Source organism: Streptomyces coelicoflavus (assembly GCF_045041415.1).
In the GTDB taxonomy this organism is placed as follows: Bacteria; Actinomycetota; Actinomycetes; order Streptomycetales; family Streptomycetaceae; genus Streptomyces; species Streptomyces coelicoflavus.
This window is the reverse complement of record NZ_CP108218.1, coordinates 5,167,025-5,191,060: the sequence shown is the minus strand read 5'-3', so window position 1 is coordinate 5,191,060 and position 24,036 is coordinate 5,167,025. Positions and strand designations below refer to the sequence as shown.

Annotated in this window: 19 protein-coding genes and 1 other RNA gene; 3 read left to right on the top strand and 17 right to left on the bottom strand. The window is 72.7% G+C overall.

The genetic code is table 11. The features are described 5' to 3' along the window. Window positions 1-214: 214 nt before the first annotated feature. Both OHA99_RS23090 and OHA99_RS23085 read right to left on the bottom strand, forming a co-directional pair. Window positions 215-499: a DUF3039 domain-containing protein gene (locus OHA99_RS23090; protein ID WP_007450147.1), complete on the bottom strand. Its 285-nt coding sequence runs from the start codon at window positions 497-499 to the stop codon at window positions 215-217. A 30-nt stretch (window positions 500-529) separates the two neighbouring features. Beyond that, window positions 530-1,102: a YqgE/AlgH family protein gene (locus OHA99_RS23085; RefSeq protein ID WP_042826249.1), complete on the bottom strand. Its 573-nt coding sequence runs from the start codon at window positions 1,100-1,102 to the stop codon at window positions 530-532. Window positions 1,103-1,335: 233 nt separating this feature from the next. On the opposite strand from OHA99_RS23085, the gene murA reads away from it, so the two are divergent. Continuing rightward, complete coding sequence (gene murA, locus OHA99_RS23080; RefSeq protein ID WP_153179616.1) at window positions 1,336-2,682, top strand: UDP-N-acetylglucosamine 1-carboxyvinyltransferase; 1,347 nt, start codon at window positions 1,336-1,338, stop codon at window positions 2,680-2,682. Between the two features lie 185 nt (window positions 2,683-2,867). Here the strand turns inward: murA and OHA99_RS23075 are convergent, their stop codons facing one another. From OHA99_RS23075 to OHA99_RS23050, 6 genes are all read right to left on the bottom strand, one after another. Then, window positions 2,868-3,149: an HU family DNA-binding protein gene (locus OHA99_RS23075; protein ID WP_003950507.1), complete on the bottom strand. Its 282-nt coding sequence runs from the start codon at window positions 3,147-3,149 to the stop codon at window positions 2,868-2,870. Window positions 3,150-3,502: 353 nt separating this feature from the next. Continuing rightward, entirely contained in the window at window positions 3,503-4,918 is a 1,416-nt protein-coding gene (locus OHA99_RS23070; RefSeq protein WP_153179615.1) for an NAD-dependent malic enzyme, read from the bottom strand. Window positions 4,919-5,339: 421 nt separating this feature from the next. Then, complete coding sequence (locus tag OHA99_RS23065; protein ID WP_405697595.1) at window positions 5,340-7,700, bottom strand: HelD family protein; 2,361 nt, start codon at window positions 7,698-7,700, stop codon at window positions 5,340-5,342. 82 nt (window positions 7,701-7,782) lie between these two features. After that, complete coding sequence (gene rsuA / locus OHA99_RS23060; RefSeq protein ID WP_153179614.1) at window positions 7,783-8,568, bottom strand: anti-sigma U factor RsuA; 786 nt, start codon at window positions 8,566-8,568, stop codon at window positions 7,783-7,785. 71 nt (window positions 8,569-8,639) lie between these two features. Then, window positions 8,640-9,227: a sigma-70 family RNA polymerase sigma factor gene (locus OHA99_RS23055; protein ID WP_153179613.1), complete on the bottom strand. Its 588-nt coding sequence runs from the start codon at window positions 9,225-9,227 to the stop codon at window positions 8,640-8,642. 135 nt (window positions 9,228-9,362) lie between these two features. After that, the gene (locus tag OHA99_RS23050) at window positions 9,363-9,953 is read right to left on the bottom strand and encodes a CGNR zinc finger domain-containing protein (protein ID WP_405697592.1); all 591 of its coding nucleotides are present in this window, start codon (window positions 9,951-9,953) and stop codon (window positions 9,363-9,365) included. A 189-nt stretch (window positions 9,954-10,142) separates the two neighbouring features. Here OHA99_RS23050 and OHA99_RS23045 point away from each other — a divergent pair, with 189 nt between their 5' ends. Further along, window positions 10,143-10,703: a DUF1772 domain-containing protein gene (locus tag OHA99_RS23045; protein ID WP_153179611.1), complete on the top strand. Its 561-nt coding sequence runs from the start codon at window positions 10,143-10,145 to the stop codon at window positions 10,701-10,703. A 668-nt stretch (window positions 10,704-11,371) separates the two neighbouring features. Here the strand turns inward: OHA99_RS23045 and OHA99_RS23040 are convergent. From OHA99_RS23040 to stgR, 7 genes are all read right to left on the bottom strand, one after another. Beyond that, the gene (locus OHA99_RS23040; protein WP_165685844.1) at window positions 11,372-12,559 is read right to left on the bottom strand and encodes a uroporphyrinogen-III synthase; all 1,188 of its coding nucleotides are present in this window, start codon (window positions 12,557-12,559) and stop codon (window positions 11,372-11,374) included. A gap of 121 nt (window positions 12,560-12,680) precedes the next feature. Continuing rightward, on the bottom strand, window positions 12,681-14,042 hold the full coding sequence (locus OHA99_RS23035; RefSeq protein ID WP_405697587.1) for a nitrate/nitrite transporter: 1,362 nt from the start codon (window positions 14,040-14,042) through the stop codon (window positions 12,681-12,683). A gap of 133 nt (window positions 14,043-14,175) precedes the next feature. Then, window positions 14,176-15,150, bottom strand: coding sequence for a hypothetical protein (locus OHA99_RS23030; RefSeq protein ID WP_405697584.1), 975 nt, complete (start codon window positions 15,148-15,150; stop codon window positions 14,176-14,178). 98 nt (window positions 15,151-15,248) lie between these two features. Further along, window positions 15,249-16,682, bottom strand: coding sequence for an acyltransferase (locus tag OHA99_RS23025; protein ID WP_228126205.1), 1,434 nt, complete (start codon window positions 16,680-16,682; stop codon window positions 15,249-15,251). Further along, the gene (locus tag OHA99_RS23020) at window positions 16,679-18,886 is read right to left on the bottom strand and encodes a polysaccharide deacetylase family protein (RefSeq protein ID WP_153179606.1); all 2,208 of its coding nucleotides are present in this window, start codon (window positions 18,884-18,886) and stop codon (window positions 16,679-16,681) included. Before OHA99_RS23020 ends, OHA99_RS23025 begins: the two co-directional genes overlap by 4 nt. Next, complete coding sequence (locus OHA99_RS23015; RefSeq protein WP_405697579.1) at window positions 18,886-20,256, bottom strand: hypothetical protein; 1,371 nt, start codon at window positions 20,254-20,256, stop codon at window positions 18,886-18,888. Before OHA99_RS23015 ends, OHA99_RS23020 begins: the two co-directional genes overlap by 1 nt. Before the next feature lie 301 nt (window positions 20,257-20,557). Continuing rightward, the gene (gene stgR / locus OHA99_RS23010) at window positions 20,558-21,529 is read right to left on the bottom strand and encodes a LysR family transcriptional regulator StgR (RefSeq protein WP_366473010.1); all 972 of its coding nucleotides are present in this window, start codon (window positions 21,527-21,529) and stop codon (window positions 20,558-20,560) included. Window positions 21,530-21,612: 83 nt separating this feature from the next. Between stgR and OHA99_RS23005 the strand changes: the two genes are divergently transcribed. Beyond that, window positions 21,613-22,914: an MFS transporter gene (locus tag OHA99_RS23005; protein WP_405697576.1), complete on the top strand. Its 1,302-nt coding sequence runs from the start codon at window positions 21,613-21,615 to the stop codon at window positions 22,912-22,914. 104 nt (window positions 22,915-23,018) lie between these two features. Here the strand turns inward: OHA99_RS23005 and ssrA are convergent. Further along, window positions 23,019-23,418, bottom strand: a transfer-messenger RNA (tmRNA) gene (gene ssrA / locus OHA99_RS23000). 93 nt (window positions 23,419-23,511) lie between these two features. Then, on the bottom strand, window positions 23,512-23,991 hold the full coding sequence (gene smpB, locus OHA99_RS22995; protein ID WP_007450171.1) for an SsrA-binding protein SmpB: 480 nt from the start codon (window positions 23,989-23,991) through the stop codon (window positions 23,512-23,514). Between the last annotated feature and the right edge of the window lie 45 nt (window positions 23,992-24,036).

The following is a 24,036-nucleotide window of genomic DNA, read 5'->3' as shown; positions in this document are numbered from 1 at the left end:
ACGGTTTCGCTCTGCACAACACCCAGGAGCGTAGGGAGACATGAACCTGTCCACAAGAGGTCTGAACCAGTTCGTAAACCTCTTTGCTGATCAACCCCGGCTCAGCCCCCGGCTCAGCCCCCGCTCGGCCCGGACGCACGAAGGCCCCCGAAGTGCGCGCGGGCACACTCGGGGGCCTTCGGGAAGTTCTAAGAGGTCCGTACGGGCAGAGGCGCTACTTCTTGTCGCCGCCCTTGCCCTCGTCCCCGCCGCCGTTCATGGACTCGTAGATCTCCTTGCACATGGGGCAGACGGGGTACTTCTTCGGATCGCGGCCCGGCACCCAGACCTTGCCGCACAGCGCCACGACGGGGGTGCCGTCGAGGGCACTCGCCATGATCTTGTCCTTCTGGACGTAATGCGCGAAGCGCTCGTGGTCGCCGTCGCCGTGGGACGTCTGCGGCGTCGGCTCGACGAGGGTTCCCGTACCTGTCCCGCGCTCGGGCTCGAGAGTGCTCATAACCGCCAAGGGTACTGAAGCTCACACGCTTCAGTTGAGCGACGGGTCGTCCGGGTACGTCGCCACCATCGCCAGGTCGCCCCGCTGGCGGCGCAGCACCTCGCGCCAGAGTCTCTCGGGGAACGGCGAGGAGACGTCGCCGGGCTCGGACTCGACCACGTACCAGGCGCCCTCGGTCAACTCGTCCTCCAGCTGACCGGGCCCCCAGCCCGCGTACCCGGCGAAGATCCGCAGGGCGCCCACGGCGGACGCCAGCAGTTCCGGCGGGGCCTCCAGGTCGACCAGGCCGATCGCGCCGTGCACCCGGCGCCAGCCCAGCGGCGCCCGCTCGCCGGACGCCCCGCCGGGGACGACGGCGACGCCGAGGGCCGAGTCAAGGGAGACCGGGCCGCCCTGGAAGACGACGCCCGGCTCGCCGGCCAGGTCCGCCCAGTCCTCCAGGATGTCGCCCACGTCGACCGGTGTGGGACGGTTGAGGACGACACCGAGGGAGCCCTCCTCGTCGTGGTCGAGAAGGAGCACCACCGCACGCTCGAAGTTCGGGTCCGCCAGGGCGGGCGTTGCCACGAGCAGCCGCCCCGTGAGCGAGGACACCTCGGTCATGCCAGACATGATCCCGCATGTTCCCCTTCCGTGGGGAGGCAATCGGAGGCACGGGGGTGAACACGCACCCGCGCACGCCCTCGAGTCGTGACCCCCCGTACGCGCCGGTGAACACCGCGTGTTGTGACAAATCCATGACGTTGTCCGACCGTGCGGAGGCGCCCTGAAGGGGGGTACAAGACGATTACCCTTTCCCTTCTGGCCCCTGCCCAACCCCACGGAACGCGAGATTCATGACCGTCAACGGCGCTGATGACGTACTGCTTGTCCACGGCGGAACCCCGCTGGAGGGCGAGATCCGGGTCCGCGGTGCGAAGAACCTCGTGCCGAAGGCCATGGTGGCCGCCCTGCTGGGCAGTGCGCCGAGCCGGCTGCGCAATGTGCCGGACATCCGCGACGTGCGGGTCGTACGCGGACTGCTGCAACTGCACGGGGTGACCGTCCGTCCGGGCGAGGAGCCCGGCGAGCTGGTGATGGACCCCTCCCACGTGGAGAGCGCGAACGTCGCCGACATCGATGCCCACGCGGGCTCGTCGCGCATCCCGATCCTGTTCTGCGGCCCGCTGCTGCACCGTCTCGGGCACGCCTTCATCCCGGGCCTGGGCGGCTGCGACATCGGCGGCCGGCCCATCGACTTCCACTTCGAGGTGCTGCGGCAGTTCGGCGCGAAGATCGAGAAGCGGGCGGACGGCCAGTACCTGGAGGCCCCGCAGCGGCTGCGCGGCACGAAGATCCGGCTGCCGTACCCGTCCGTCGGCGCGACCGAGCAGGTGCTGCTGACCGCCGTGCTCGCCGAGGGCGTCACGGAGCTGTCCAACGCGGCCGTGGAGCCCGAGATCGAGGACCTGATCTGCGTCCTGCAGAAAATGGGCGCGATCATCGCCATGGACACCGACCGCACGATCCGCATCACGGGCGTGGACGAGCTGGGCGGCTACACCCACCGTGCCCTCTCGGACCGCCTGGAGGCGGCCTCCTGGGCCTCCGCGGCGCTGGCCACCGAGGGCAACGTGTATGTCCGCGGGGCCCAGCAGCGCTCGATGATGACGTTCCTGAACACCTTCCGGAAGGTGGGCGGGGCGTTCGAGATCGACGACGAGGGCATCCGCTTCTGGCATCCGGGCGGCCGGCTGAAGTCCATCGCCCTGGAGACGGACGTGCACCCCGGCTTCCAGACGGACTGGCAGCAGCCCCTGGTGGTCGCCCTGACGCAGGCCACGGGCCTGTCCATCGTCCACGAGACGGTGTACGAGTCCCGGCTGGGCTTCACCTCGGCGCTCAACCAGATGGGCGCCCACATCCAGCTCTACCGCGAGTGCCTCGGCGGCTCCGACTGCCGCTTCGGCCAGCGCAACTTCCTGCACTCGGCCGTCGTCTCCGGGCCGACCAAGCTGGAGGGCGCCGACCTGGTCATCCCCGACCTGCGCGGCGGCTTCTCGTACCTCATCGCCGCCCTCGCGGCCCAGGGCACCTCCCGGGTCCACGGCATCGACCTGATCAACCGCGGCTACGAGAACTTCATGGACAAGCTCGTGGAGCTGGGCGCGAAGGTGGAACTCCCGGGCAAGGCCCTGGGCTAGCAACCCGCACAAACGCCGATGGGGCGGTCACCCGAACCCGGGTGACCGCCCCATCGGCGTTGCGTCGAGCGCCCCCGAAAGGGGCGCGGGGAACTGCGCGACCAGCCACACACGACCGCAAGCCGCGTACGGCCGCAGCCCGAACGAACGGCCCGCGCAGTCACCCGGCGCTCCAAGCGGAGCGCTTACTTGCCCTTGGCGGCTTCCTTGAGCTTCGAGCCCGCCGAGACCTTGACGCTGTAGCCGGCCGGAATCTGGATCGGCTCGCCGGTCTGCGGGTTGCGGGCGGTGCGAGCGGCACGGTGGGTGCGCTCGAAGGTCAGGAAGCCGGGGATGGTGACCTTCTCGTCGCCCTTGGAGACGATGTCGCCGACAACCTCGGCGAACGCGGCCAGCACGGCGTCGGCGTCCTTGCGGGTCACCTCGGCGCGGTCGGCCAGGGCGGCCACCAGCTCACTGCGGTTCATGTTCTTACTCCCGTGTTCTACTTGCCGTTGAGGCGTGCCACGCGGCGGAGCCGCACATTGGGCACAGCGATGCCGATGCTGCCAGGGCCCTCTGACATTCCCCGGACCCGGGTCGGTCGTCAGGCCCTCGCGCCCAGGGAGGCATCCTGCCTCCACCTGCGGCGGTAAAGCCAATCCGGCACCCCCAGGAGGTCGTGAGAACACCCTTGGGAGTCACACGCCGAGAGGGCCTGAGCCTTGCGCAACCCTAGAGGGCGATCCGAGGCCCGACATCCCGCGACGCGCCGGAGCGGCGGCCCGCCGTGGTGATCCTCACCACCACGCCACAGGCCGCCTTCCCCGGCCGGGGGAACCTACGCCACCACTCCGGCGGCCTTCGCCGCGTCCCGCACGGCGCCCGCGACGGCACCGGCGACCTTGTCGTTGAAGACGCTGGGGATGACGTAGTTCGGGTTGAGCTCGTCCTCGCCGACCACGTCCGCGAGGGCGTGCGCGGCGGCCAGCATCATCTCGGTGTTGACGGTGCGGGACTGGGCGTCCAGCAGGCCGCGGAACACACCGGGGAAGACCAGCACGTTGTTGATCTGGTTCGGGAAGTCGGAGCGGCCGGTGGCGACGACCGCGGCCGTCTCCCGGGCGACCGCCGGGTCGACCTCGGGGTCGGGGTTCGCGAGCGCGAACACGATCGCGCCCTCGGCCATGGCCGCCACGTCCGCGCCGTCGAGGACGTTGGGGGCGGAGACGCCGATGAAGACGTCGGCGCCGTGCACGGCCTCCTTGAGGGTGCCGGTGAGGCCCTCGGGGTTGGTGTTGTCGGCGATCCAGCGCAGCGCGGACTCCGGGGCGGCGTCGACCAGGTCGGCGCGGCCCGCGTGCACGACGCCGTGGATGTCGGCGACGACGGCGTTCTTGACGCCCGCGGCCAGCAGCAGCTTCAGGATGGCCGTACCGGCGGCGCCGGCCCCGGACATGACGACCCGTACGTTCTCGATCGGCTTGTCCACCACGCGCAGGGCGTTGGTCAGGGCGGCGAGGACGACGATGGCGGTGCCGTGCTGGTCGTCGTGGAAGACGGGGATGTCGAGGGCCTCGCGCAGCCGGGCCTCGATCTCGAAGCAGCGGGGGGCGGAGATGTCCTCGAGGTTGATGCCGGCGAAGCCCGGGGCGATGGCCTTGACGATCTCGACGATCGCGTCGGTGTCCTGGGTGTCCAGGCAGAGCGGCCAGGCGTCGATGCCCGCGAACCGCTTGAACAGGGCCGCCTTGCCCTCCATCACCGGCAGCGCGGCCTTCGGGCCGATGTTGCCGAGGCCGAGGACGGCGGAGCCGTCCGTCACGACCGCAACCGAGTTGCGCTTGATGGTGAGGCGGCGGGCGTCCTCGGGGTTCTCGGCGATCGCCATGCAGACGCGGGCCACGCCGGGCGTGTAGACCATGGAGAGGTCGTCGCGGTTGCGGATGGGGTGCTTGGACGCCATCTCGATCTTGCCGCCGAGGTGCATGAGGAAGGTACGGTCGGAGACCTTGCCCAGACTGACGCCCTCGATGCCGCGCAGCTGCTCCACGATCTCGTCGGCGTGCGAGGTCGAGCCGGCCGCGATCGTGACGTCGATGCGGAGCTTGTCGTGGCCGGAGGCCGTGACGTCGAGGCCGGTGACCGAGCCGCCGGCGGACTCCACCGCGGTGGTGAGCTGCGAGACGGCGGTTCCGCCCGCGGGCACCTCCAGTCGGACCGTCATCGAGTAGGAGACGCTGGGCGCCGTTGCCATGGCCGACTTCCTCTGCTTTCACCGTGTAACTGGGTTGTGCCGTCCGATCGTCGCACCTACCACCGAGTACGCGGTAGCCGCCCCGGATTGCGAACTTTTTGTTCGCGCCGGTTTCGGAAAACGACTTCCACCATACGAGAAGTAGCCCGTCGGGGGAAGAGGGCACCGCAAGACGCGGAGGGGACGCGTTCCGGTCGCCGAAGGAACCCGCGGGACGGGAATTGTCTTGCGGGGATCGTTTGTTACCTTGGATGTGGCACCGGCTCGATCCAAGCCCCCGGGCCCAACCATCGTCGCTACGAGCGACCACTTGCCGCGAGGCGAGCATGGCGGGTCGGTGCCACCTAGACGAAGAAAGCGAAGAGCGAGAGGCCCGCGCCGTCCGACGGCGCGGGCCTCTCGCGTGGGCGGACCCGCCCCGTCAGTCGCGCAGCAGGTCCGGCACCCCCGAGGCGTCCGGCTCGTCCCGCTCGCAGGAGACCACCGTCAGCTGCTGCGTGGCCCGGGTCAGGGCGACGTACAGCACCCGCAGGCCGGCCGGCGACTCGTCGGCGATCTCGGCCGGGGAGACGACGACCGTGGCGTCGTACTCCAGGCCCTTGGCCTCCAGGCTGCCCAGCGCGACCACGCGGTCGCCGAGCCCGGCCAGCCAGCGCCGGGCCTCCTCCCGCCGGTTCATGGCGACCACGACGCCGACGGTGCCGTCGACGAGGCCGAGCAGCCGGGCCGCCTCCGCGCGGACCGACTGCGCGAGGGACTCGTCCACCACCGCGAAGCGCGGCCGCACGCCGGTCGAGCGGACGGCCGACGGGGACCGCGAGCCGGGCATGGCGAGGGCGAGGACCTTCGCCGCCAGCTCGGCGATCTCGGCCGGGTTGCGGTAGTTCACGGTCAGCTCGAAGCGGCGGCGCGGGCGGGTGCCCAGGGCCTCGTCCCGGGCGGCGGCCGCCTCGTCGGGGTCGGACCAGGAGGACTGGGCCGGGTCGCCGACGACGGTCCAGGTGGCGTGCCGACCGCGGCGGCCCACCATCCGCCACTGCATGGGCGTGAGGTCCTGCGCCTCGTCGACGATGACGTGCGCGTACTCGGTGCGCTCCTGGGCGAGGCGCTCGGCGCGCTCCCACTGGGTCTCCTCGCGCTGCGGCATCAGCTCCTCGAGCCCGGTGAGCTGGTCCAGCGGGTCCTGCTCGCGCCGCTTGCGGGGGCGGGCCTGGGTGCCGACGATCGCCTGGAGCTCGTCGAGCAGGGCGATGTCGTGCACGGAGTGGCCCTCGCGCCGCAGTGACCGGGCCACCTTGCGGACCTCGCCCGGGTTCAGCACCCGCCGGGCCCAGCGGCCGAGGCGCCGCTCGTCCGCCATGGCCGCCAGCACGGCGCCCGGGGTCAGCTCGGGCCACCAGGCGTCGAGGAAGGCGAGGAAGGAGTCCTCGGAGCTGACGTCCTCGTCGAAGGAGGAGCGCAGCTCGGCGGCCAGCTCGGGGTCGGAGTGCCGGGCCCCGGCGCCCGACTTCTGCCACAGGGCGTCCAGGAGCAGCCGGCGGGCGCGGGGGCGCAGCAGGTTGACGGGCGCGGTGCCGCCGAGGACGGTGCGGCGGATGCCGGCCAGTTCCCCGGCCTCCAGTTCGAGGCGGCGGCCGAAGGCGACGACCCTGAGCAGGGACGGCGAGTCGGCCGGTTCCAGCGCCCCGCGCGCGGCCCTGCGCAGCACCCGGAGCATGCGGGAGGAGCCCTTGGCCCGGGCGGTGGCCGGGGAGTCGTACAGCGTGGCCTCCGCGCCCGCCGCGTCGTCGGCCAGTGAGCCGATCGCGCGGATCGCGACCTGCCCCTCCTCGCCCAGGGAGGGCAGCACGCCCTCGGTGTACGCCACGAGCAGCGGCGTCGGCGAGACGATCAGGATGCCGCCCGCGTACCGGCGCCGGTCCTGGTAGAGCAGGTACGCCGCGCGGTGCAGGGCGACGGCGGTCTTGCCGGTGCCGGGACCGCCCTCGACGTAGGTCACGGAGGCGGCGGGGGCGCGGATCACCTGGTCCTGCTCGGCCTGGATGGAGGCCACGATGTCCCGCATGGAGTGGGTGCGGGCCTGGCCGAGGGCGGCCATCAGGGCGCCGTCGCCGACGACGGCCAGTTCCTCGCCGTTCAGGCGGGCCTTGACCTCGGGCCGCATCAGGTCGTCCTCGACGCCCAGGACGCGCCGCCCCTTGGAGCGGATCACCCGGCGGCGTACGACCCGGCCCGGGTCGACCGGCGTGGACCGGTAGAAGGGGGCGGCGGCGGGCGCCCGCCAGTCGATGACCAGCGGGGCGTAGTCCTCGTCCAGGACGCCGATGCGGCCGATGTGGAGGGTCTCGGCGATGTCGGCGGTGCCGTCGGGCCCGAGGGCGTCCTCGGCGGGCTCGACCGCCGTGTACGCGCCGTCCGGGCCCTTCTTGCCGTCCTTGCCGAGGAGCAGGTCGACGCGGCCGAACAGGAAGTCCTCGAACTCGTTGTTCAGGCGGTTGAGGTGGATGCCGGCCCGGAAGACCTGCGCGTCGCGCTCGGCGAGGGCGCCGGGCGTGCCGACGTGGCCGCGCTGGGCGGCGTCGTGCATGAGGAACTCCGCCTCGTGGATCTTCTCCTCGAGGCGTCGGTACACCCGGTCGAGGTGCGCCTGTTCCACGTCGATCTCTCGGTCGCGCACGGAGTCCTCGCGTGTGGAGTCCTCCCGCGCGGAGTCCCCTCGTACGGGTCGTACGGGATCGTGCTCCGAGTCGACCGCTGAATCCTGTTGAGCCTGTGCGGCCACCGGGCCCCCTTCTGACGTGCTGGGCAGCCGTCAAAAATACGCGAAGGGGGCCCGGGAAGCTACGGCGCGCCTGCGGCCCGCGCTACGCGTCGACCTCCACGAGCCGCTTGCCGTCGAAGGTCATGACCTCGAAGTGGGAGATCTGGTTGGGCTCGAAGGCGGCGCCGCCGTGCACGTAGAGCGGCTTCTTGGCCTTCTCGGTGGTGGCGCCCGGGATGCCGTACCCCCAGTCGGGGACCGTCCAGGAGGTGAGCGTCTCCCGCTCGCCGTTCTTGCCGACGGCGATCAGGGAGCACTTCTGGGGGCCCTTGAGGTTCTTCAGCTCCAGGACCGTCTCGGTGCCCCAGGCCTTCTTCTCCAGCGCCACGGTCGCGCTGACCTGCGTGCCCGGGTCGGTGGCGGTGACCCGGTCCGGCATGGCGGCGAAGGCGGACTCGGCGGGGCTCGCGGCCTGCTGCGTCGCCTCGGTTTTGCGGCCGCCGCCGTCGTCACCGCCGCCCCCGCCGCCGGTGGTCGCCACGGCGGCGAACGGGCCGCCGATGATCAGCGCGGCGGCGGTGCCCACCAGGTAGAAGTTGCGGCGGCGCTTGCTCGCGCGGCGTTCGGCGACCTCGTCGACGAGCTTCTCCGAGAGCCGCGCGCCGGGCTTCGCGGTGAGCGACTCGGCGATCGCGGGCGTACCGGTGCCGGGCAGGTCGGCCAGCGCCGCCATCATCGGCTCCATGCCGGCCAGCTCGTCGAGCTGCTGGGCGCACCACTCGCAGGTGGCGAGGTGCGCCTCGAAGGCGGTCGCCTCCGCGTCGTCGAGGATTCCGAGGGCGTAGGCGCCGACGGTCTCGTGCTCGTTCGGCGCCGGTGATCCCTGCATGGGGACAGAATTACCCGTATCCCCCGGGCCGAATCCCCCGCCGAATCCCTGAGCTCCCCCGTACCCGCTCATCACGCCGTCACCCCCCGCTCCTCCAGAGCCAGCTTCATCGAACGCAGGGCGTAGAACACCCGGGAGCGAACGGTGCCGCTGGGTATGCCCAGTGTCTGCGCCGCCTCATTGACGGTACGCCCTTTGAAGTACGTCTCGACGAGGACCTCCCGGTGGGCCGGGGTCAGGTCGTCGAGCGCGTCCGACAGCGTCATCAGCCACAGCGCCTTGTCGATCTCGTCCTCCGCGGGGATGACCTCCAGCGGCGACGGATCGACCTCCTGCGGCCGGGCCTGCCGGCTGCGGTGGCCGTCGATGACGATGCGCCGGGCGACCGTCACCAGCCAGGGGCGTACCGATCCGGTCGCCCGGTTGAGCTGACCGGCGTTCTTCCAGGCACGGATGAGCGTCTCCTGGACGACGTCCTCGGCGCGCTGGCGGTCCCCCGCGACCAGCCGCAGCACGTAGGCCAGCAAGGGGCCGGCGTGCTCGCGGTACAGCGCGCGCATCAGCTCCTCGTCGGGTTCCGAGGACGACTGCGACGACATGCGATGTCGGGCCCTCGCACCACGTTCATTGGCCACGACGGAATCCTTGCGCACGCCCACCTCCGATGTCCGGGGGTTCCCCCAGTCGGTCGCTCGCCCATTCGGTACGGACGCGAAGTGCGGCGTGTTCAAAACGAGATGAGAGATTTCCCGAAGGCGGTGTGACGAACGGGGCGCGGGCGGACCTACGGGTACTTACCGGGCCAGGGCGGCGCGGCGCCGGTGCCGGGCGACGCGCTCGCGGTTGCCGCAGATCTCGCTGGAGCACCAGCGCCGGCGGCGGCCCCGGGAGGTGTCGACGTACACGATGGGGCAGTTGTCGCCCGCGCACTGTCTGAGGCTCGCCCGCGCGACCGGGTCGGTGAGCAGTTCCACCGCGTCCCGGGCGAGGGCGCCGAGCAGCGCCGCGCACCGTGGCGGCCCGGTCAGCTCCCGTACCAGGGTGCCGTCCTCTCCGGGCACCGCGCGGGGCGCGGGGGGTGCGGCGAGGGCGAGTTCGTTGACGCGGGCGAGCGCGAGGGCCTGGGCGGGGGTCGGGGGTGCCGGCCGGGCGCGCACCAACCTCGCGGTCTCGCCGCGCAGTTCGCGGAAGTCGGTCAGCCAGGTGAGGTCGGCGTGGGCCAGCGGGGTGCCGGGCGGGACGAGTCCGGAGCCGGTGATCCAGGCGCGCAGCGCGTCCAGGGAACCGAGGCGTTCCACGGGGTGGGTGGTGGCGACGAGGTCCAGGCAGATCCGCCCGGTGTCGAACCGCAGCTCGTACGGGTCGGTGGCCGTACCCAGTGCCATGTTCCTGTCACCGCCTTGGATTGCCCGTGTGGGGCGGGCCGGAGAGGGGAGCAGGGGAACCGCTCCCTCTACAGTGCCTGCCCGCCCGCGCGCCCGGAACCCCTCGTACCGCCCCCGCGTGGACGCTCGCGCATGCGCCCGCGCGTCCGGGCCATGTCGGGCACGCCGGGCCGCCGGTTGACTGGACGCATGACGAACACCAACGGGGAACGGCGGTCCCGCACCGCCGGTGGAGTGCTGGTCGCGGCCACGGTCGCCGCGGGCCTGATGGCCGGGACCTTCTACGTCTTCGCCTGCGCCGTGATGCCGGCGCTGGCACGCAGCGACGACCGCGTGTACGTGGACGTGATGCGCGACGTCAACGACGTGATCGAGAACCCGGTGTTCCTGCTGGGCTTCATGGGCGCGTTGGTCCTCGCGGGCCTCGCGGGGTGGCAGTCGCGCGGCCGGCCGGGCCGCTGGTGGATCTGGGCCGGCGCGGCGGCGTACGCACTCGCCTTCCTCGTCACGGTGGCCGGCAACGTCCCCCTCAACGACGCCCTGGCCCGCCCCGGCGATCCGGCGGCGCTGCGCGAACGGTTCGAGGACCCGTGGGTGGCCTGGAACGTCGTACGTGCGGCCCTGTCGACGGCGGCGACGGCCTGCCTGGCAGCGGGCCTGGCGACCCGACACCGGCCGCCCCGCCCGGCACCGGTGCCACCCCACCGCGCTACGGCGTCACACGGCACACCTCACGACCCCGGCCACTGAGCACCGGGGCCGGGGTCCGAGACCCGGCGGCCCGGCGGCAGGGTCGCTGTCCGGGGGTCGAGGGCAGCGTCGCTGGACGAGAGACCCGAGGGCGGCCGGGGCCCGGCAACCCGAGGCAGCATCGCCGACCGGGGGCGCGAGGCCCGGCGGCCCAGCGGCAGGGCCCCCGGCCGGAGGCCAAGGGCAACGTCGCTGGACGAGAGACCCAGGGGCGGCAGCCCAACGGCCCAACGGCAGCGTCGATGGCCGGGAGACCCGGCAGACCGGCAGCCCCACAGCCCCGCACTCCGGCACCCCCGCAGTCCGGCACCCCCGCAGTCCTCCACTCCGGCAGCCCCGCAGTTCGGGGGCAGCGTCACTGGCCGTGGGCGCCGCCCGGGACGACCACCCACCGGCTCGCCCGGGGCTCCGGCCGCCCGCCGGTGAGCGCCCGGCTCCGTGCGGCCCGGCGTACGGAGCCGCGCGGCGGGCGGAGAAGGTGCCGCGAGCGGGGAACCGCCCGGGGCCGGCACCGCGGCAACACCGCACGGTGCCGGGAGCCGCGTGCTTGCGGTCCGGCGCCGGGCGCCCGGCGCTTACGGCGGGCCGACCTCCGCATCACCGACCCGGCACCAGCCGTCCCACCGCCCGTCCCCCGGCACCGCACGCCGCGGGAAGCACGCGCCGCGTCACCCGTCGGTGTACTTGGCGTCCGTCGCCGGGTCCAGGGCGAGGCGGTAGCCGCGTTTCACGACCGTCTGGATCAGCTTCGGGGTGCCGAGGGAGGTGCGCAGACGGGCCATGGCCGTCTCGACGGCGTGTTCGTCGCGGCCGGTGCCCGGCAGGGCGCGCAGCAGCTCCGCGCGGGGGACGACCCAGCCCGGCCGCCGGGCGAGGGCGCGCAGCAGCGACATGCCGGCGGGCGGCACGGCCCGGAGCTCCGCGTCGACGAGCACCGCGTGGCCGCGGATCTCCAGCCGGTGCCCGGCGACCGGCAGCGCACGGGCGCGGGCCGGCAGCTCCTGGCACAGCAGCTGGACGAGGGGACCGAGCCGGAAGCGCTCGGGCTGGACCGTGTCGACGCCGTGCGCCTGGAGCGGCACCGCGGTGACCGGTCCGACACAGGCGGGCAGCACGTCGTGCCCGAACGCGGCGAGCAGCTCCGGCAGCATGCCCCGCTCCCCGGCCCGGCCCAGCAGGGACACCGCGGCGGGCGCGCTGGTGAACGTCACGGCGTCCACGCCCCGCGACACCGCGGCGTCCAGCAGCCGGTCCACGGGGCCGAGGTCCTCCGGCGGCAGCCACCGGTACACGGGCACCCCCAGCACCTCGGCGCCGCCCTCCCGCAGCGCCTCCACGAACCCCGGCAGCGGCTCACCGTGCAGCTGTACGGCGATCCGGCGGCCCGCCACGCCCTCCTCCAGGAGCCGGTCGAGGACCTCGGCCATGGACTCCGACGCCGGTGACCACCGCTCCGTCAGTCCCGCGGCCCGGACCGCGCCCTTGACCTTGGGCCCGCGCGCCAGCAGCTCCACCGTGCCCAGCCGCTCCAGCAGGGCGTCGCCGAGCCCCCAGCCGTCGGCGGCCTCGATCCAGCCCCGGAACCCGATGGCGGTGGTGGCGACTACGACGTCCGGTGCCCGGCCGACGATGTCCTTGGTGGCGGCCATCAGCTCGCTGTCGTCGGCGAGCGGCACGATCCGCAGCGCGGGCGCGTGCAACACGTCGGCTCCGCGCCGCTGGAGCAGCGCGCCCAGTTCGTCGGCCCGGCGGGCGGCGGTCACGCCCACGGTGAACCCGGCCAGCGGGCCGTGCCCGGTCCGCCGCACGTCCTCGCCCTTGCCGTCCACGTCCCCCACGTCGCCCACGTCGTCCATCGCTCGCCGCGCTCCGTTCCGTTCACACCCACGTGCACAGTCACGTGCACAGTCACGTGGCGACCGAGCCTGCCAACGCCGCGTGACGGGCTCGGTTCCGCCTCATGTCACCAGTGTTACGTCACACCTCGGCACGGCTGAGCCCGGCCTTCACCCGTTCCGGCCCCGCGCCGCCGTCCGGCGTCCGTACGACCGGACGGCGAAGGTACACCGCCCACGTGAGGGCGAGGCACACGGCGTAGAAGGCGAGGAAGGCGACGAACGCGCCGGTGCCGGAGCCGGAGGAGAGGAAGGACTGCCGGAAGGCGAGGTTGACGGCGACGCCGCCGAGCGCGCCCACCGCGCCGATCAGCCCCATGGAGGCCCCGGAGAGCCGCCGCCCGTACGCCACCGCGGCCTCCCCCTCCAGCCCCTTGCCCAGCGCCTTGTTCCGGAAGATCCCGGGGATCATCTTGAACGCCGACCCGTTGCCCAGGCCGCTGAGCACGAACAGCACCACGAACACGGCCACGAACAGCGCGAGCGACCCCGACGCGCTGGCCGTGACGAGTACGGCGGTGGCGGCGGCCATGGCGACGAAGTTCCACAGGGTGATCCGCGCCCCGCCGTACCGGTCGGCGAGCCTGCCGCCCAGCGGACGGACCAGCGAGCCCAGCAGCGGCCCGATGAAGGTCAGGTACGCCGCCTGGAGCGGGCTCCGTCCGAACTGGCTCTGCAACACCTGCCCGAAGGCGAAGCTGTAGCCGATGAACGAGCCGAAGGTGCCGATGTACAGCACCGACATGATCCAGGTGTGAGCGTCCCGCGCGGCCTCCTTGGCGGCCCCGGTGTCGTTCCGCACGGAGGCGAGGTTGTCCATGAAGCCCGCGGCGAGCACCGCGGCCACCAGGACCAGCGGGACGTAGATGCCGAGCAGGACCCGGGGCCCGCCGCCCGCCCCGATGATCGCGAGCGCCGCCAGCTGGATGACCGGCACGCCGATGTTGCCGCCGCCGGCGTTGAGCCCGAGCGCCCAGCCCTTCTTCCTCAGCGGGAAGAACGCGTTGATGTTGGTCATGGAGGAGGCGAAGTTGCCGCCGCCGATGCCGGCCAGGAGTCCGGCCAGCAGGAAGGTCGAGAAGGACGTCCCCGGTTCCATGACGGCGAAGGCCGCGACGGTCGGCACGAGCAGCAGACCGGCGGAGACGATCGTCCAGTTCCGCCCGCCGAAGACGGCGACGGCGAAGGTGTACGGCACCCGCACCACGGCCCCGACGAGCGTCACCACGGACGTCAGCAGGAACTTGTCGGCCGGTGTCAGCCCGTACTCGGGGCCCATGAAGAGCACCAGCACGGACCACATCGTCCACACGGAGAACCCGATGTGCTCGGAGAGGACGGAGAAGAACAGGTTCCGCCGGGCGGTCCGCTCCCCCGTCTCCCGCCAGAAGGTCTCGTCCTCGGGATCCCAGTGCTCGATCCAGCGTCCGCCACGGGCTTTCATCGCGCCTCCACGGTGCTCCACAGCTCGGTGGAACCCGACGCTAGGCAGGACGCGTTTCGCGCCGGTGGGGCTGTGGATGACCGGGAGGGAACGTCGCTCTCACCCGGCACGGCCCCGCGGTGAGAGATCGCGGTCAGCCCTGCGGCGGCTGGGGCTGCCAGTGCGGGTTCTGCTGCGGGTAGCCCTGCTGCGGGTAGGGCTGCGGCGGGTAGGGCGGCTGCCCCTGCGGCTGCGGGGGCGCGTACGGCTGCTGCTGCGGCGGCTGGGCGTACGGCTGCGGGGCCTGCTGCGGCGGGTAGGGCTGCTGGGCCTGCGGGGGCGCGTAGGGCTGCTGGGCCTGCGGAGCCTGCTGCGGCACGTACGGCTGCCCGCCCTGCTGCGGCACGTACGGCTGCCCGCCGTGCTGCGGCCCGCCGTACGGCTGCTGCTGCGGCGGCTGGGCGGCGTACTGGCCGGGGGCCGGCTGTCCGTAGCCGCCGGGCGCGGCGCCGAACGGGTTGCCGTGCCCCGGCAGTTGACCACCCGGCGGCAGGTACCGCACCCGTCCCGTCTCGTCGGCCATCGGCACGAACCCGGCGGCCTGCAACCGGGCCGCGAACTTGGCGTTGCGCTTGCGGGTGACGAGGAAGCCGACGCCGAGGGCCGCCATGAGGACCACCCAGATGATCCCGGAGAGGAGGAAGTCGTCGGACGAGCCGCCCTCGCGCAAGGCGATGACCACGCATGCGACGGTGCCGCCGAGCGCGCCGTAGCCCATGTTCTTCTGGGCGTTCTTGCCGGTGCGATCGAAGTTGATGCGCGCCTTGAGGAGTTCGAAGGCGTCCGGCACGAGCGGCGGCAGCGACACGCCGTCACCGGCGTTCGGGTACTGCGCCCAGTTCTGCGCGGCCCGGGTGCGGGCCTGCGGGCTCGGGTCGGGGACGAGCAGCATGGTGAGCGCGGTGTTGTTCCCGCCGCTCTGGCGGACGTCGGCGTACTCGTACCCGAACTGCTGGGCGACGAAGGCGAGCGTGGCGAGCTTCTTCACCGAGGACATCCGGCTGGTGAGCTGGACCGGCTCCCCGCTCGCCATCAGCTCCAGCATCTTCTGCGTCTGCCGCTTGCTCATCCCGCTGCTCCCCCTGACCGGCTCACGCCACCCTGTTCACATCCGCAACCGGGGCAGTCTCGCACGGCGGGCCGACACGCGTCAGCCCCGGTGCGACGTCAGCTCCGGTGCGCCGCGCGGGTCCCGGGCCGCTTCGGTGCCGGGCGCTTGCCGCCGTCCGGCCACAGCTGGGGCCTGCGCTTGGCGGCCACGTCCTCCATCCAGCCGAACCAGACGATGCAGCTCCCGATGAGCAGCCAGGCCATGGCCAGCACCGGCCAGGGGCTCTCCAGCAGCCACGGGACGTTCTCGTACAGGACGTCGAAGCCCCACAGCTGGTCCCACAGGGTGGCCGCGATCAGGATGCAGACGTTGTGCCACAGGTAGATCGTCACGGCGCGCGAGTTGAGCAGGGTGATCAGCCGGTCCCAGCGGCGCAGCCGGCGCGGCCACTCGGTCCACGACGGGCTGACGTGCAGGAGCAGCAGCACCGTCGCGAAGGACCAGACGGCCTGCGCGAAGGGGATGGAGTCCAGGTCGTACCCGGTCCTGAAGCCCTCCCGGAAGGCGTACCAGAGGCCCAGGGCGGCGATCACCGGCGCCACGGAGGGCACGACGTAGCGCGGCAGCCGTTTCAGTACGCCTTCCTGGTGGGCCATGCCGAGGATCCAGCAGGCGCCGAAGGTGCTGAAGTCGGTGAGCGCGGACGGGAAGCGCTCGCCCGGCAGGTTGAGGTAGCCGAACTGGAAGGCGGCCGACAGGGCGAGCGGCGCGAGGATCGTCAGCCAGGGCAGGGCCCGCAGCGCGCGCAGCAGGACCGGGGAGAGCAGGACGTACCAGAGGTAGGCGCGGATGTACCACAGCGGCCCGCCGAGTTCCGCGGCCCAGTCCTCGCCCAGGATGCCGTGGATGCCCGGCACGCTCTCGGCGAACGGCGGGTCGCTCAGCGGCAGGATCCAGTAGACGAGGTGGAACCACCACCAGCCCGGGTGCCCGTCCTCGTTCGGTCCCCAGCCCTGGAGCACCATGCCGGTCACGCCCACGACGCCCAGCAGCCACAGCGGCGGCAGCAGGCGGCGCATGCGGCCGCGGACGACCTGGACGGCCGGGCGCTTGAGGCTGCGTGCCATCAGGTTGCCCGCGAGGGCGAACATGACGCCGATGGACGGGAACACCACCGGCAGCCAGGCCCAGCCCATCAGGTGGTAGAGGACCACGCGGAAGAGGGCGACCGCCCGCAGCAGGTCGAAGTACCGGTCGCGGACGGGACCGCGCCGGGCCTCCTTCTGCCGGGGCACGGCCGGTCCGGCGGATTCGGCCGGTCCGGCAGATTCGGCCGGCTCCGCCGGGGCGGGTGCGGCGGACGGATACGGGGACGAGGCAGGCGGATAGGGCGAAGACGGCGGTGCGGTCACGTGCGGGGCTCTCCGGGTGGCGGCCGGCCTGGAGGCGGCCGGGACGGGCGCGGTGGACGCGGCGGGCGCCGTAGGTACGGCAGGCGCCGTGGGCACGGCGGGGACCGGCCGCGTCGGGTCGAACGGCGGGGTGGTCATCCGACCGGCCGCCTCCCGTCCACCGCACCGGAGCGCCGCTGGGGCGGCACGCCGTCGGCGCCGGGCGGCGGCGCGGACACACCGCCGCTGCGCCGCAGCTTCTGCCAGCGCAGCCGGCCGCCGGTGAGCGCCGTGATCCAGGACTGGAGCAGCACCACGTACATGATCTGCCGGTACAGGATCTGCTGGAGGGGCAGCGAGATGAGCGGGGTCAGCTTCTCCCGGTCGAGCCGGAAGGCGTACGCCGCGCACACCGCCTGGATGGCGAGGACGCCCAGCCACGCCACGATCGTCTTGTCGGTCGGGCCGAAGACGAGGCCGTAGAGCAGGAAGACGTCGATCAGCGGGGCCAGCAGCGGCGCCACGACCATGAACAGGGAGACGAAGGGCAGGCCGACGCGGCCGAAGCGGCCCGAGGGGCCCTTCTCGATCACCGCGCGGCGGTGCTTCCAGATGGCCTGCATGGTGCCGTACGACCAGCGGTAGCGCTGGGACCACAGCTGGCTGACGGACTCCGGGGCCTCGGTCCAGGCGCGGGCGTTCTCGGCGTAGACGACGCGCCAGCCGGCCCGGTGCAGCGCCATGGTGACGTCGGTGTCCTCGGCGAGCGTGTCGTCGCTCATGCCGCCGATGGGTTCCAGGGCGGAGCGGCGGAAGGCGCCGACCGCGCCGGGGATGGTCGGCATGCAGCCGAGGACGTCGTACATCCGGCGGTCCAGGTTGAAGCCCATCACGTACTCGATGTGCTGCCAGGCGCCGATGAGGCTGTCCTTGTTGCCGACCTTCGCGTTGCCCGCCACGGCGCCCACCTTCGGGTCGCCGAACGGCTGGACGAGTTCGCGGACGGTGGCGGGCTCGAAGACGGTGTCGCCGTCCATCATCACGACGATGTCGTACCGGGCGTTGGCCAGGCCCCGGTTGAGCGCGGCCGGCTTGCCCGCGTTGAGCTGGCGGATCACCCGGACGCCCGGCAGACCGAGGCCCTCCACGATGCGCGCGGTGCCGTCGCTGGAGCCGTCGTCGATGACGACGACCTCGACCGGGTGGTCGCTGGCCACCAGGGAACGCACCGTGTTCTCGATGCACTTGGCCTCGTTGTACGCCGGGACCAGCACCGTCACCGGTTCGGTGACCGCCGGGCCCCAGCGGAAGCGTCTGCGGCGCACCCGGCGGGCGTGGACGCCGGACAGGAGCAGCATCAGGCCGAAGCGTCCGATGACCAGCGTGCCGATGATCGCCAGACCCACCACCAGGCCGTCGGTGAGATGCTCCGACGCCTGGACCAGGAAGACCCAGGCCCTGCCCTTCCACAGTTCGGCGCCGCTCACCGGGGTCATGGCGCTGGGCGCGTCCAGGGCCTCGGTGAGGTTCTCGAACTCGTAGCCCTTCTTCTTCAGGTCGGGCAGGAACCGGTCCAGGGCCTGCACGGTCTGGTGGCGGTCGCCGCCGGAGTCGTGCATGAGGACGATGGCGCCCTTGCCGCCCTTCGGGGTGGCCCGGCGGATGATCTCGTCGACGCCGGGCTTCTTCCAGTCCTCGCTGTCGGTGTTGTTGACGACGACGAGGTAGCCGCGGCTGCCGATGTACTCGGTGACCGGCCAGGACTTGTTGTCCATGGCGTCGGCGAAGGAGGAGTACGGCGGGCGGAACAGCGAGGTGCGCACGCCGGCCGCGCCGGTGATGGCCAGCTGGTTCTGCGACAGCTCCCAGTCGATGCGCTTCTTGGACTGGAAGGAGAGGTCGGGGTGGTTGAAGGTGTGCAGGCCCACCTCGTGGCCCTCGTCGACCATGCGCTCGACGAGGTCGGGATAGCGGGAGGCCATGGTGCCGGTGACGAAGAAGACCGCGTGCGCGTCGTGCTTCTTCAGCACGTCGAGGACGCGCGGCGTCCAGGTCGGGTCCGGGCCGTCGTCGAAGGTGAGGACGAGCCGGTGGTCGGGCACGCTGAGGCTCTCGGTGCGGCCGCCGCGCGCGTCGATGACCGGGCCGCCCTCGAGGATCTTCTCGGGTACGTCGGTGGTGGCGGCGGGCGGCTGCACGCGGTGGTCGGCCAGGATCTCGCTGTGCACGTAGCCGCGCAGCATGAGCATCGCCACCAGGGCGACCAGGAGGAGCAGCGGAAGCAGCAGGCGCAACGGCAGGCGACGGCGGAAGCCCCCACGGGCGCTGCGCGCGGCCCCGTGACGGCGGGTGCGGGATGCCATCAGAGGGTGTTCTCCGGGGACAGGGATTCGGAAGAGGGGGACGTGGAGGTGTCGGCCGGGCCGGCGGCGACGACGGGTGCGCCGGCCGGGACCGCGACGGGGTCCGGGTCGCCCGCGCCGTTGGCGTTGGTGCCGCCCTCGCCCGGGTCGGTGCCCGCGGTGGAGCCGGTGGACTCGGTCGGGCCGGCGGTGGGGTCGCCGCCGCCCGCCGGGGTCGACGGTCCGGTGGTGGCGGGCTGCGAGGTCTGTGTCGACTGGGCCGGGTCGGGGCCGGTCTCGCCGGAACCGCCCGGGTTCCGGCCGGTCCCGGACGCCGAGGTCTGGGGCCCTTCACTCGTGCCGGGCTGCCCCGCGGTGCCGCCGGTCACGCCGGGCGCGCCGGACGTGCCGGGTACGGGTGCCTCGGCCCCCGGTGCGGTCGCCGCGCCGGCGCCGGCGGAGGGACTGACCTGCGGGACGGCGGCGCCGGTGCCGGAGGGCCGCGCCGGCTGCGAGGGCAGCGGGGTGGTGTCGACCTGCCCGGCCGGGGCGCCCTCCTCCTGGCCCGGTACGGGCATCCAGGGCGCGTCGGAGTTGCCGGAGAGCAGCGTGGAGACGATGACGACGGCGTAGACCGCGCAGGCGATGCCGACGAGGATGCCGATACGGCGGTACAGGCGGCTGCGGCGGCCCGACGCGTCGACGAAGACGGGTCCTTCAGAGGGTTCCGGGCCGCTCTTGCGGTGTCCGCCGTCGGCCCGCAGGACCATGCCGTCGCCGAGGTGGACGGCGTCGAGCTGGACCGTGACCTCGTGCGGGTCGTGGGTGTGACCGCCGGCGCCGGTGCCCGCGTCGCCGTCCGTGTCCGGCAGTTCCTGCCAGGGGTCGCGGAGCGCGGCGGTGGCGGGTCCGGGCGGAGGTGCCGACGCGGGTGCGGGGAAGGCGCGGGTGGGACCGGCCGACGGGAGGACGTCCGTCCGGTCGGGGTCCGGACCGCCGGTGCCGGTGCCGCGGGCGCGGGCGGTGCCGGGCGCCGGGGCGGCGTGGGGGGCCTTGCCGAACAGGTCGGGCCTCGGAGCGGCGCCGTTCGGGGCGGGGTGGTGGGCGGCGGGGTGGTGCGGGGCGGCGTGGTGCGGGGCGTTGCCCGGCGCGGCGTTGTCGGGGTCTGCCCCGGCCGGTCCGGTTGTGCCCCAGGTTATCCGGCCCGGGGCCGACGGGTCCTGGCCCGGAACGCGGCGGCCCGGGCCGCCTATTCGGGCGCCGAGGATCTCCGTACGGTCCGCGGCGGGTCCGCCGTGGCCGCGCGGGCTCCGGCCGGAGCCGCCGAACCACCCCGAGTCCGAAGCGGATCCGGGGGACCCGTCCGTCCCACCGGGCTCCCTCGCGCTCACCGGAGACCCTCCGGCCGACGGGAGGACCCGGGTCGAGGGCAGCACCTCGGTGGCGTCAGCATGTCGTCCTGCTTCCGAGAGATCACGAGCCCCGGACTCGACCTCGGGCCACTCCGGTTGGGCGTCTTTTTGCCAATTCTTCACGCGTGCGCACTTCCCCCCACGGAACACTTCCGGGTGCGCATACGACTCCGAGCACTCGTCGGCCGAACCGGCCCCCACCAGGTTCGAGCGCCCCCTGTATCACACCGTGCTCAGGCAAAGAATGTAGCGCACGCGGAGGATGTGTGGTTGCCGCGTGTCACTTGTGGGCGGACATCACAGCGGCGTCGGCGGCCGGAATCCATCCCCCGTCGGGGACCCCGAGCCAACCCTTTTCGGTCGCGACCTGGGACGCTGCCCGGCGCAGCGCGTCGAGCGCCGGATGCGCCAGCCCCTTTCGCCAGACGAGCGACACCGGCGACAACGGCACGGGGTCCACGAGCGGGCGTACCACAGTCGAATGCATGGCCGGAAAGCTCTGCACGGCGAGGATCGGATTGCGCGTCTTGTCCATGATGCGCTGGAACTCCTCCTCGCCGACCGCCAGCGGCGCGGGGGACGCCACGTGGATGCCGCGTCCCTCGAAGAGGCGGTGTGCGAGGTCCGTCCACTCCGGTGTGCGCGGGTTGCCGGCCCCGGCGTACACGCTCTCCCCGGCGAGCGCGGAGAGCGGCACCCGGTCCAGCCGGGCCAGCGGATGGTCCTCGGGCAGCACGACCGCCATCGGCTCGTAGCGCACCGGCTGGTGGCCGAGCCCCGCCCGCAGCGCCGCGGGCAGCCCCGCGAACCGGCCGAAGGAGGCGTCGAGACGGCCCGCGACCAGTTCGCCGGCGGCGTGGGTCAGCCCGCTCTCGTACCGCGCCATCAGCTCCTGCTCGGGCGCGAGCGAGCGGGCCCGTTCCAGAACGAGACGGCCGGTGGCCAGCCCCGGGGAGTTGAGGTCCACCAGCAGCGGGCGGGCCTGTCCGAAGGCGGCGAGCAGGTCGTCCTGCGCCTGGAGGACCCGGCGGGCGTACGGCAGCAGCCGCTCGCCGTCCGCCGTCGGCGTCACCTGCCGGGTGGTCCGGACGAACAGTTCGGCGCCCAACTCCCGCTCCAGGCGCCGCACGTCCCTGCTGAGCGCCTGCTGGGCGACGTAGAGCCGGGCGGCGGCGCGGGTGAAGTGCAGCTCCTCGGCGACGGCGACGAAGGCGCGCAGGAGACGGGGGTCGAGGTGGGCGGGTGCGGGCATCCGGCGAATTTACAACGGGGTTGCGTGAATGGCCACGGAGAAGGTGTTGGACCCCCTGATCGTCTCCGGGCGACGGTGGACGCATGCCGACACCGACACCCGCACGCCCGTCCCGCCCCACGCAGCCCGCCCCTCCTGCCCCCTTCCTGGCCGTCACCGCCGACACCGTGGTCGCGGCCGACTTCCGCCCCCGTGTCCGGCACCGACCACCGGGGCCGTACCGGCGCCTCCTCTCCACACCCGGCGCCCGAGCCTTCACGATCGGGAACCTCGTCGCCCGGCTGCCCATGGGCATGTTCAGCGTGAGCGCCGTCGTGATGATCGCCGGCACCCGTGGCTCGTACGCCCTCGCCGGCGCCGTCACCGCGACGGGGCTGGCGGCCACGGCCCTGGTCGCCCCGTGGACCGCGCGGCTCGTGGACCGGTACGGCCAGGCCAGGGTGGCCCTGCCCGCCACCCTGTTCGCCGCGCTGGGCTCCGTCGCCCTGCTGCTGTGCGTGCGGTACGGGGCGCCCGCCTGGACCCTGTTCGCCGCGTACGCCGCCACCGCGACGACGCCCAACACCGGCGGCATGGCCCGCGCCCGCTGGGCCCACCTGCTCAAGGGCGACGCGGACGCGCTGCACACCGCCAACTCCTTCGAACAGGCCGCGGACGAACTGTGCTTCATGCTCGGTCCGGTCCTCGCCGCGTTCCTGTGCACCGCACTGTTCCCGGAGGCGGGCACGCTCGTGGGCGTGGTGCTGCTGGTGACCGGCATGCTGCTGTTCACCGCCCGGCGTTCGACCGAGCCGCCGGCCCGCCCGCGCCCGACGGCGAAGGCACCGTTCCGGGTCCCGGGCATCCCGCCGCTGCTGGTGGTGTGCCTGGCGATGGGCGGGGTGTTCGGCGCCATGGAGGTCGTCACCATCGCCTTCGCGGACGCACAGGGGCACCGCGCGGCGGCCGGTGCGGTGCTCGCCCTCCAGGCGGCCGGGTCCTGCGCGGCCGGTCTGCTCTACGGCGCGATCAAGCCCGCCGGACCGGCCGAGCACCGCCTGCCGTGGTGCGTGGCCGCGATGACGGCCCTGCTGATGCTGCCGCTGCTCGCGGCCTCCCTCAGCGGCTCCCTGCCCCTGCTGGCGCTGACGCTGCTGGTCGGCGGGATGGCGACGGCCCCGACGATGGTGACCACGATGACCCTGGTCCAGCACCGCACCCCGGAGGGCCGACTGAACGAGGGCATGACCCTCGCCGTGACCGGCCTGCTCGGCGGCATCGCCTGCGGCAGCGCGGCGGGCGGCTGGACGGTGGAGCACGTCTCCCCCACCGCCGCCTACGGCGTACCGGTCACGGCGGCGGCCATCGCCCTCCTCCTGACCCTGCTGCCGGCCAAGCGTCCCTGAGGGGGCGCGGGTGGCGGAGCCCCCGCATGGCGCGGCGAAGCCGCGCAAAAACGACGAGGGCGACGTGTGCTCGCGCTTACCGCGAGCACACGTCGCCCTCGAACTCGTGGAGATGGCGGGAATCGAACCCGCGTCCAACGGTGCGGAACCAGGGCTTCTCCGTGTGCAGTCCGCTTCGATTTTCTCAGCCCCGGAGATCACGCGGACAAGTCTCCGACGGGCTCAGTCACTGTTTGGTTTCCCTCTTCACCCCGTGACCGGGATCAAGGTTTAGTCCCCTAGCTGATGCCAGGATCCGGGTCGGGAACAGCCCCGGGCTGACACTCCCTTAGTAGGAGGCTCGCTTCGCTACCTGAGATCAGGCAGCGAGGGCGAAGGCCTGCTGGGAGGAATCGCGCTTGGTGTTGGCGATTATTTTTTTCGGCCTGTGGTTTACGAGATCATGGCCGCTTCCTCGACACGCTTCCCCTGCTTCGACAGCCGCTGTCGAAACCGATCATCCCCATGTTGATTTTTCAATCACACTCACACCTGCTGTGAGGTGTGCTTGCCATCGTACGTGACCAACGCACGCACGTGCCAGCCTATTCCCGCGGCTCAGGCCCGCTGCTTGCGCCGGATCGCCGAGATCGTCCGCTCCGCCTCGCGCCGGTCCTGCTTCTCCCGCAGGGTCTGCCGCTTGTCGTACTCCTTCTTGCCGCGCGCCAGCGCGATCTCGACCTTGGCCCGGCCGTCCTTGAAGTACAGCGCCAGCGGCACGATCGTGTGACCGGTCTCCTGGGACTTCGACTCCAGCTTGTCGATCTCCACGCGGTGCAGCAGCAGCTTCCGCTTGCGGCGCGCGCTGTGGTTGGTCCAGGTGCCCTGGCTGTACTCCGGCACGTGCACGTTGTGCAGCCACGCTTCGTGACCGTCCAGCTGCACGAAGCCGTCGACCAGCGAGGCCCGCCCCTGGCGCAGCGACTTCACCTCGGTACCGGACAGCACGAGGCCGGCCTCGTAGGTGTCGAGGATCTGGTAGTCGTGCCGCGCCTTCTTGTTCTGCGCGATCAGCTTGCGCCCTTTTTCCTTAGCCATAGTGCGGTCCATTTTGGCACTACGGAGGGGTCCTGCGGAAAGCCG

Bases quoted from the DNA above. Each gene is read 5' to 3' on its own strand.
- OHA99_RS23090 (WP_007450147.1), bottom strand. From the start codon at position 499: ATGAGCACTCTCGAGCCCGAGCGCGGGACAGGTACGGGAACCCTCGTC.
- OHA99_RS23085 (WP_042826249.1), bottom strand. From the start codon at position 1,102: ATGACCGAGGTGTCCTCGCTCACGGGGCGGCTGCTCGTGGCAACGCCC.
- murA (WP_153179616.1), top strand. From the start codon at position 1,336: ATGACCGTCAACGGCGCTGATGACGTACTGCTTGTCCACGGCGGAACC.
- OHA99_RS23075 (WP_003950507.1), bottom strand. From the start codon at position 3,149: ATGAACCGCAGTGAGCTGGTGGCCGCCCTGGCCGACCGCGCCGAGGTG.
- OHA99_RS23070 (WP_153179615.1), bottom strand. From the start codon at position 4,918: ATGGCAACGGCGCCCAGCGTCTCCTACTCGATGACGGTCCGACTGGAG.
- rsuA (WP_153179614.1), bottom strand. From the start codon at position 8,568: ATGCAGGGATCACCGGCGCCGAACGAGCACGAGACCGTCGGCGCCTAC.
- OHA99_RS23050 (WP_405697592.1), bottom strand. From the start codon at position 9,953: ATGGCACTGGGTACGGCCACCGACCCGTACGAGCTGCGGTTCGACACC.
- OHA99_RS23045 (WP_153179611.1), top strand. From the start codon at position 10,143: ATGACGAACACCAACGGGGAACGGCGGTCCCGCACCGCCGGTGGAGTG.
- OHA99_RS23040 (WP_165685844.1), bottom strand. From the start codon at position 12,559: ATGGACGACGTGGGCGACGTGGGGGACGTGGACGGCAAGGGCGAGGAC.
- OHA99_RS23035 (WP_405697587.1), bottom strand. From the start codon at position 14,042: ATGAAAGCCCGTGGCGGACGCTGGATCGAGCACTGGGATCCCGAGGAC.
- OHA99_RS23030 (WP_405697584.1), bottom strand. From the start codon at position 15,150: ATGAGCAAGCGGCAGACGCAGAAGATGCTGGAGCTGATGGCGAGCGGG.
- OHA99_RS23025 (WP_228126205.1), bottom strand. From the start codon at position 16,682: ATGACCACCCCGCCGTTCGACCCGACGCGGCCGGTCCCCGCCGTGCCC.
- OHA99_RS23020 (WP_153179606.1), bottom strand. From the start codon at position 18,886: ATGGCATCCCGCACCCGCCGTCACGGGGCCGCGCGCAGCGCCCGTGGG.
- stgR (WP_366473010.1), bottom strand. From the start codon at position 21,529: ATGCCCGCACCCGCCCACCTCGACCCCCGTCTCCTGCGCGCCTTCGTC.
- OHA99_RS23005 (WP_405697576.1), top strand. From the start codon at position 21,613: ATGCCGACACCGACACCCGCACGCCCGTCCCGCCCCACGCAGCCCGCC.
- smpB (WP_007450171.1), bottom strand. From the start codon at position 23,991: ATGGCTAAGGAAAAAGGGCGCAAGCTGATCGCGCAGAACAAGAAGGCG.